The 7,002-nt window shown below is 65.5% G+C and carries 7 protein-coding genes and 2 pseudogenes; 4 read left to right on the top strand and 5 right to left on the bottom strand.

Annotated features, from left to right (window positions below; all coding sequences use genetic code 11):
* Window positions 1-41 precede the first annotated feature (41 nt).
* Both G3N99_RS31600 and G3N99_RS31595 read right to left on the bottom strand, forming a co-directional pair.
* Window positions 42-701, bottom strand: a pseudogene (locus G3N99_RS31600) (YbfB/YjiJ family MFS transporter); the annotation flags it as partial.
* 167 nt (window positions 702-868) lie between these two features.
* Window positions 869-2,071 carry an RNA-guided endonuclease TnpB family protein gene (locus tag G3N99_RS31595; protein ID WP_174938378.1) on the bottom strand — a complete coding sequence of 401 codons (1,203 nt, stop codon included), beginning with the start codon at window positions 2,069-2,071 and terminating at the stop codon, window positions 869-871.
* Between the two features lie 68 nt (window positions 2,072-2,139).
* Here G3N99_RS31595 and G3N99_RS31590 point away from each other — a divergent pair.
* Window positions 2,140-2,274: pseudogene (locus G3N99_RS31590) on the top strand (transposase); the annotation flags it as partial.
* Window positions 2,275-2,470: 196 nt separating this feature from the next.
* Here G3N99_RS31590 and G3N99_RS31585 read toward each other — a convergent pair.
* On the bottom strand, window positions 2,471-3,016 hold the full coding sequence (locus G3N99_RS31585) for an alpha/beta hydrolase (protein ID WP_206124348.1): 546 nt from the start codon (window positions 3,014-3,016) through the stop codon (window positions 2,471-2,473).
* A gap of 117 nt (window positions 3,017-3,133) precedes the next feature.
* Between G3N99_RS31585 and G3N99_RS31580 the strand changes: the two genes are divergently transcribed.
* The 3 genes from G3N99_RS31580 (at window position 3,134) to G3N99_RS31575 (ending at window position 5,109) form a co-directional block, all read left to right on the top strand.
* Window positions 3,134-3,589, top strand: a complete 456-nt coding sequence (locus G3N99_RS31580; RefSeq protein WP_011356102.1) for an Lrp/AsnC family transcriptional regulator — start codon at window positions 3,134-3,136, stop codon at window positions 3,587-3,589.
* Between the two features lie 385 nt (window positions 3,590-3,974).
* The gene (locus G3N99_RS42440) at window positions 3,975-4,097 is read left to right on the top strand and encodes a hypothetical protein (protein ID WP_006766865.1); all 123 of its coding nucleotides are present in this window, start codon (window positions 3,975-3,977) and stop codon (window positions 4,095-4,097) included.
* Window positions 4,098-4,155: 58 nt separating this feature from the next.
* Window positions 4,156-5,109: a leucyl aminopeptidase gene (locus G3N99_RS31575; RefSeq protein WP_206124347.1), complete on the top strand. Its 954-nt coding sequence runs from the start codon at window positions 4,156-4,158 to the stop codon at window positions 5,107-5,109.
* A 16-nt stretch (window positions 5,110-5,125) separates the two neighbouring features.
* On the opposite strand, the gene G3N99_RS31570 is transcribed toward G3N99_RS31575, so the two are convergent.
* Both G3N99_RS31570 and G3N99_RS31565 read right to left on the bottom strand, forming a co-directional pair.
* Window positions 5,126-5,635: an N-acetyltransferase gene (locus G3N99_RS31570; protein ID WP_206124346.1), complete on the bottom strand. Its 510-nt coding sequence runs from the start codon at window positions 5,633-5,635 to the stop codon at window positions 5,126-5,128.
* Between the two features lie 55 nt (window positions 5,636-5,690).
* Window positions 5,691-6,722, bottom strand: coding sequence for an AraC family transcriptional regulator (locus G3N99_RS31565; protein WP_206124345.1), 1,032 nt, complete (start codon window positions 6,720-6,722; stop codon window positions 5,691-5,693).
* Window positions 6,723-7,002: the final 280 nt, after the last annotated feature.

The raw sequence follows: 7,002 nt of genomic DNA, 5'->3' as shown, positions 1-7,002 counted from the left end.
ACACTCTTTCCCTACCCGGCGCTCTTCCGCTCTGCGTGCACGCGCTCGATCCGGCGTGCGGCCGACACGGCCACCGCAGAGAACAGCACGCACGCGAACGCGAGCGCGAACCACGCGGGCTGCCAGCCGTGTACGCCGTGTGAGAGCGTCGCCGGCACGAGCAGCGACGATGCGACGATGCCCCATCCCGTGCCGCCGTAGTAGAGCCCGAGCAGCAACCCCGCATCGCGCGGCGACGCCGACGCGAGCCGCGCCGCCAGCACGCCGCCGCTGATGAAGATCAGCGCGCTGCCGACGCCGGTCGCGAGCCGCTGCACGAGCAGCGCATGCATGCCGGACGTGACCCCGCACGCGGCCATCAGCAACGCGGTCAGCACGCACCCGGCCGCCAGCAGCGTGCCTGCTCGCCAGCGCCGCGACAGCAACGGAAACGCGAGTGCACCGATCAGGTAGCCGGCCGCGTTCGCCGTGTTCAGCGCACCGGCCTGCGCGAAGGTCCAGCCGAGATCGGCCTTCATCGGCGGCAGCAGCAGCGCATACGAAAAGCGCGCGAGGCCGAGCGCGATCGCGCTGCCGAGCGACAGGCAGATCGCAAGCCGCCATGCGGCCATGCGATTCGGGTCATGGTCGGGATAGGGGCTGGTCGCGCCGGTGTCCGGCCGCGACGGGCCGGCATGCTCCGGTTGCGGCGCTGCGCGCATCGCATGTCTCCTTTGTCGTTCGAAGCCGCGGCAAGTCATGACGGCGGAACCGGTGTTCCGCACGCGCCAATCCCGACTGTCGAGGCTTCCGATTCTGTCGACCGTTGACATCCTCCCCCGCCTGAAGACGGGAGATTCCTACCGCGTCTGAAACGACAATGCTTATCTCAGATCGCCTCGGCGGGTTCCTGCTTCATTGAGCGGTCCGACTGCACCGGCTCTCCACAGGCTGCAACGCGGTGCCCCCGCGCCAGTATGTTGAGAGCGCCGACGACATCGGCGTTCTCCTCGTAACTGCATTCGATACAGGCGAATTTTTCCTGCGTGGTCCGGTTATCCGCACTCACGTATCCACAAGCCGGACACGTCCGGCTTGTATTCGCGGGCGGGACCGCCACCAGCCAGCCGCCATTCCAGGCCAGCTTGTATTCCAACTGCCGCCTGAACTCGAACCACCCTTGGTCGAGGATGGCCTTATTCAGACCGGACTTGGCCTGAACATTTTTGCCAGGCGCATCGGTACTGCCTGCCGCCGACCTGGACATATTCCGAACCTGCAAGTCCTCGATACACACCATCGCGTGGTTTTTGCTGATCGTGGTCGTGGCCTTGTGCAGGTAGTCGCGGCGAGCATTGCCGATGCGCGCATGGATGCGCTGGACTCTGGCCCTGGCTTTTATCCAGTTATTGCTGAACTTGACCTTGCGGCTCATCGCACGTTGGCATCGGCGCAGACGAGCCTCATGTTTCCTGAAACTGTTGAGCGGTGCGAGAAACGTGCCGTCGCTCATCGTGGCGAAGCGGGCGATGCCCACATCGATGCCGATCACGCTGGTGGCATGGGGCACCGGCTGCTCGACCTCCCGCTCGCTCTGGATCGAGACCCACCACTTGCCCGCGTTGAAGCTGACCGTGACGTTGCGCAGTTCGCCCGGCACGGGACGCGACAGCCTCAGCCGCATCCAGCCCAGCTTGGGCAGGAAAATGCGCCCATTGGGCTGGTCGAGCTTGAATTGCTTGGGGTCCGGGTAGCGAAAACTGTCGCGCTGGCCGCGCTTCTTGAACTTCGGAAACGCCGCTCGCTTGGCGAAGAAGTTCTTGTAGGCCCGCTCCATGTCCTTGAGGGCGTGTTGCAACGGATGAACGGGGGCATCCTTGAGCCATGGCGTTTCGCCTCCGTTACGCCACTCCGTCAGATGCTTGGCCATTGCTACGTAGCCGATGAACTTGCCGCCCGCCTCGTAGTTCTCCTTCTGCAACGCCAGTGCCTTGTTGTAGACGAACCGGCACGATCCGGCGAAGCGGCGCATATCGCGCTGCTGCTCGCCGTTCGGCATCAGTTCGAACTTGAAGGCCTGGAGTCGTCGCATCGGACGATTGTATGACTGGCCCACAAGAGCGAGTCAAGCCATTCGACGCGGTCGCTATTACGTCTTTCAAGTGCTACTCGAGCATTCGTAAAAAGTCGTGGGGCGGCGCGCTGGGGTCTCTGTCATACTTCGCCGGAAGTTGTGGCGGCGCGCCTGTCGAAATCATTCGCCAATACATCGACCAACAGAAAACGCCCCACTAGCCGCCGGAAAGGACGCCTACGGCGTCCGCGCTATCCTTCCCAGCCCTGAAGGACGAGGTTTGACGCGCATGCAGATCATACTTGAGCCGTCGCGGGCCGGCATGCGTGGCCGACAGGCACCCGGCCGCGGCAACCGAATCGTCCATGCATCGCCCGCCGCGGGCCATCGCGGAAGCCCGTGGGCCGCTTGCCCGCGCTACCCCCGCAATCCCGCCATGAAGGCCGTGAACAAAGCACGCCCCTCGGGCCATTCCGCCAATCCCGCCTCCGTATTCAGATGGCCGCGCGGGCCGAGCAGCAACGGCGTCGCGCCACGCTCGCTTGCCCACGCAATGCCGCGTCCGAACGGGTCGTACCCGTCATCCGAACTGGCCATTGCCAGCACCGGCAAGCCGCCGAAATCGCCATCCGGCACATGCGCAAATGCCTCGGCCGCAGCCGGAAAACGCGGGCCGCCCGGATCGGGCACCGCCACGAGCCATGCGCCGCGCACGACGCGCGTCGACGCCGCACGCCAGTGCGCGAACAGCAGGCAACCCAGCGAATGACAGATCACCACCGGCGGCGTCGCGGCTTGCGCGACGGCTTCATCGAGCGCCGCCATCCAGTCGCGCAGGTCGGGCGCATCCCATGACGCAGGCGCCATGCGGATCGTGCCCGGAAGCGCGGCCTCCCAGTGGCTCTGCCAATGATCCGGTCCCGAGTTGCCGATCCCCGGCACGATCACGATCGTCTGGTCCATCTCCGTCTCCATGAATAAGCGAGCTCGCAGTCTCGCCTGCCGGAAACCGGCCGGGAATGGCAAATCATCGGATATTGAGACAATATGCCGATGAATTAACGGAGCGGGACAGCGGACATGTCGAACGGAGAGCTCGATCGCCTGGATCTTTCGATCCTCGAGGCGCTGCAGGAAAATGCGCGCATGCCGCTGTCCGAAGTGGGCCGGCGCATCGGGCTGTCGCAGCCGGCCACGTCGGAGCGCGTCAAGCGGCTGGAAGAGCGCGGCATCATCGCAGGCTACGGCGCACGGATCGACCCGGCCGCGCTGGGGTTGGGGATGATGGCCATCATCCGGTTGAAAACCACGCATGAACACATCAAGCCTGCGCTGCGCGCGTTCGCCGAGATGCCGCACGTCATCGAGGTCCACCGGATGACTGGCGAGGATTGCTTCCTGCTGAAGGTCCTGGTGCCGACACCGGGACAACTCGAAACCATCATCGATGCGATTGCCCGCTTCGGCGCGGTCACGACGTCGCTGGTGCTGCGGTCCGAGCCGGCCAAGCCGCTCGGCAAGGCGCTGCTCGGTTGACGCGGGCGTCGGTTCGCTGATGCGCCGCAGATGACCGACGATGCGTTCGCGCGCATGCATGGTCGCATGCGAACACCATCGATCGCGGCGATTGAATTTCCGATGAAAAATCGCCGAATGCAATGCGGCGCTTCAGATTCAGGTCATTGAAAAAATGACAGCGAATCCGTCATTCGCTTTATCCGTGTTTTACGGCACACGACCCGCAAATCCCCCGTGTTTAGCACGCCTCGGCTAAAAACCTTGCAACGCATTGCATTCGTAAATTCGTCAGACTAATATCAACGCCACTCGCCACACATTCACGAAATGTGTGATGAGGAGTGGCAACTTTTTAGCCGCGCTTTCATGTTGAATCACTCATGTTCACCACAGGAGAATTGACATGCAGGACACCCAGCAGATCGAATTGCTTGACTGGATGCAGGAAGACACGCACCCCGAGGCCGTCGACATGATGGTCGAGGACGCCGTGGTGCCGTTCGGCACCGCGCTCTGGCCGGTCTGAGCGGGCCACCCGTTCTTGCGGAAGGGCTGCGGCCCTTCCGCCGCTTCCGGAGACACGCATGCTGAACCTGCACCGCGCGCTGGGCTTCCACCCCGCGCTGCGCGACAAGCTGGCGCGCGGCGAATCGGGAAAACTGCTGGTCGGCCATGACACCCGCAACCGCGACATCGCGTTGCGCGCGTTTTCCGCCCTGCCCGATTCGCTCGACGCGACCACACTCTGCCTCGAAAGCACCCCGCCCGCCGATATCGCCGCCGCGCTCGATCGTGCCGATCTGTTCGTGCTGCTATACGACTCGTCGTGCCTGCCGACGCCGTCGCCGAGCGGGCCGCCGTTCCTCGCCGCGATCCGCCCCGCGATCGTCGAGCACTGGAGCAAGTCGGTACTGTTCAAGGATTACGGCCCGCATCTCGACGAGGCATTCGCCGAATCGCTCGACGACATCGCGGCACGCAACGGCCGGCTGATCGACGCGGCCGCGCGCGCCTCGCAGATCCGCTTCATCGACGAAGCCGGCAACACGCTGACGGGCTCGCTCGCGCCGGACCAGAAATGGACGAGCGTGGACGGAATGGGCAACCTCGACGTCGTGCCCGGCGAGATCGCGACGCACGTCACCGATCTCAACGGCTCGGTCGTCTTCAGCGGCACGTTTCTCGGTACCGTGCCGTTCGCGATCAAGTACAAGGTGGCCGAACAACTGGCCACACTGCAGGTCGAGAACAGCACGATCGTCGGGTTCGACACCGACAACGAAGGCTTCCGGCGCGATTTCTCGACGTATCTCGACCGGCATGCGAATCACCGGCGGATCGAGGAATTCGGCATCGGCACGAACCTCGGGATTCGCGGGCTGTACGGCCGCAACGCGGGGTTCGAGGAACGCCATCCGGGCCTGCACCTCGGGCTCGGCGGCGGCGAGAACGGCAGCCACCATCTTGACCTGATCTTCGCGCGCGGCACGCTCGCGCTCGACGAACGGATCGTGTTCGACGGCACGTTCGCCGTCTGACGAAGCGGCTGCGCGCTCAGGCTTCGGCGGCCTCCGGGTCGCCGAGCCATTTATACATCACGAGGCAGTCGACGAAGCCGAGCCGCGCGTGACGATACGCGCGCGGCAGGCGGCCGACGATTTCAAATCCCAGCTTCTGCCACAGCGCGACTGCCACCTCGTTCGTCGAGACGACCGAGTTGAACTGCATCGCGAGGAAACCGCGCTCGCGTGCAACCTGCTGCGAGTGCTCGCACATCAGGCGCGCGACGCCGCGACCGCGTGCGCACTCGCTCACCATGTAGCCGCAATTGCTCACGTGATTGCCAGGGCCGCCCGCGTTCGCCTTCAGGTAGTACGAACCCAGGACCACGCCATCCTCTTCGGCAATCCACGTGCAAAGCGGCGCATCGAGCCACTGTGCGCGCGCCGCTTCCTGGGTCGGCGCCGCATCGAATGCGTAGGTTTCCTGAGCGGAGACGATGGCGCGGTAAGTCGGCCAGAAGCGCGGGAAATCGTCGTCGGTCATCGGGCGAATCGTGATCATGCAAAGTCTCTCGTGATTGGAGTGTCGGCAGGCATGCCAGCGATCGTACCGTGATTCAGGTACGGCCGCTGTCCCGTTGCGCCGCGCTGCGAAACGCGCCCGGCGGCACGCCGTACCAGCGCTTGAACGCCTGCGAGAAACTCGACAGGTCGCTGAAGCCGAGCCGCTCGGCCACTTCCGCGAGCGACAGGCGCGCGTCGCCGAGCAGCGTCTCGGCCATCGCGCCGCGCGCCTGCGCGAGCAGCGTCCGGAACGTCGTGCCCTCCTCCTGCAGCCGGCGCTTGAGCGTGCGCGGGCTCGTGTTCATCAGCCGCGCCATGTCCTCGAGCGAGAACGGCGCGGAGCCGGGCGTCGCGGTCAGGTACTGGCGCACCATCTCCGACGTGCCCACGCGCGCACGCCGCGCTTCGAGCAGTTGGCTGCACATCTGCTCGCACATCGACACCGTCAGCGGATTCGCGTGCGGCAGCGGCCGGTCGAGCAATACACGGTCGAATGCGAGGCTGTTCGCGCGCGCCGAAAACGCGGGTTCGACGCCGGCGATGCGCGGCACCGCCATGGAATGCGTGCGCGCCGCCTGCACCGTGAAGCGCGACAACGCAAATGCGTCGCCGCCGATTTCCTGCAGCAGCACGGTCGCGGCCATCATGTCGCGCTCGACGACGAACCGGCTCAGCGTGCCGTCGAGTTCCGGCGCGCCGAAACCGAGCACGCACGTCCCGTTTTCCTCCCGGTACGTGATCACCGTGAACGCATAGGTGAGCGGCAGGAAGCGCAGCGCCAGCGCCAGCGCATCGCGCGCGGTCGCGCTCGCGATCAGCCCGTAGCCCCACACGCCGTAGGCCGAGAAGTGATAGCGCTGGCCGACCTCGAACCCGAGGCCCGGCGCGCGCCCGAGCGCGCGCAGCAGGTTGCCGGTCAGCCGCAGTTCCTGCGCGGCCGTCACCTCGACCTTTGGATCGTCGAGCTGCGCGTCCGCGAGCCCCGTGCCGGCCAGCAGCGTCGTGTGCGGCACGCCGCGTTCGTCGCCGAAATCGACCAGCAGCCGGGCGCTGGCCGGACTCCGGGTGAAATCCCAGAAGCTCATGCGGAGAAACCCTCGAAGCGCCGATTTGGCCCAAATACTAAAACAATTGTCCCGATGCAGCATTGGTGTTTTCCCATGCGGCCAGCACCATCGGCGTCATCCAGTCGTCGCCCGAACGACGCCACCGCCCTCCGGAGGAGACACCATGCGACCGAGTCGCACGACCAATCCCGCAGTCCGCTTCACACGCCAGCGCGCCGAATTCACCGCGTTCGCGACGTTTGCCCGCGCCCCCGCCCCGCCGCTGGCGACCCGCCTGCCGCGCGCCGGCCGCCGGTGG

The organism is Burkholderia sp. Ac-20392, from assembly GCF_017104585.1.
GTDB classification, from domain to species: Bacteria; Pseudomonadota; Gammaproteobacteria; order Burkholderiales; family Burkholderiaceae; genus Burkholderia; species Burkholderia lata.
The sequence above is the reverse complement of the archived record's forward strand: the minus strand, read 5'-3'. Positions and strand labels throughout refer to the sequence as shown.

Coding starts and splice junctions, on each gene's coding strand:
- G3N99_RS31595 (WP_174938378.1), bottom strand. CDS start 2,071: ATGCGACGACTCCAGGCCTTCAAGTTCGAACTGATGCCGAACGGCGAG.
- G3N99_RS31580 (WP_011356102.1), top strand. CDS start 3,134: ATGTCGAACGGAGAGCTCGATCGCCTGGATCTTTCGATCCTCGAGGCG.
- G3N99_RS31570 (WP_206124346.1), bottom strand. CDS start 5,635: ATGATCACGATTCGCCCGATGACCGACGACGATTTCCCGCGCTTCTGG.
- G3N99_RS31585 (WP_206124348.1), bottom strand. CDS start 3,016: ATGGACCAGACGATCGTGATCGTGCCGGGGATCGGCAACTCGGGACCG.
- G3N99_RS42440 (WP_006766865.1), top strand. CDS start 3,975: ATGCAGGACACCCAGCAGATCGAATTGCTTGACTGGATGCAGGAAGAC.
- G3N99_RS31565 (WP_206124345.1), bottom strand. CDS start 6,722: ATGAGCTTCTGGGATTTCACCCGGAGTCCGGCCAGCGCCCGGCTGCTG.
- G3N99_RS31575 (WP_206124347.1), top strand. CDS start 4,156: ATGCTGAACCTGCACCGCGCGCTGGGCTTCCACCCCGCGCTGCGCGAC.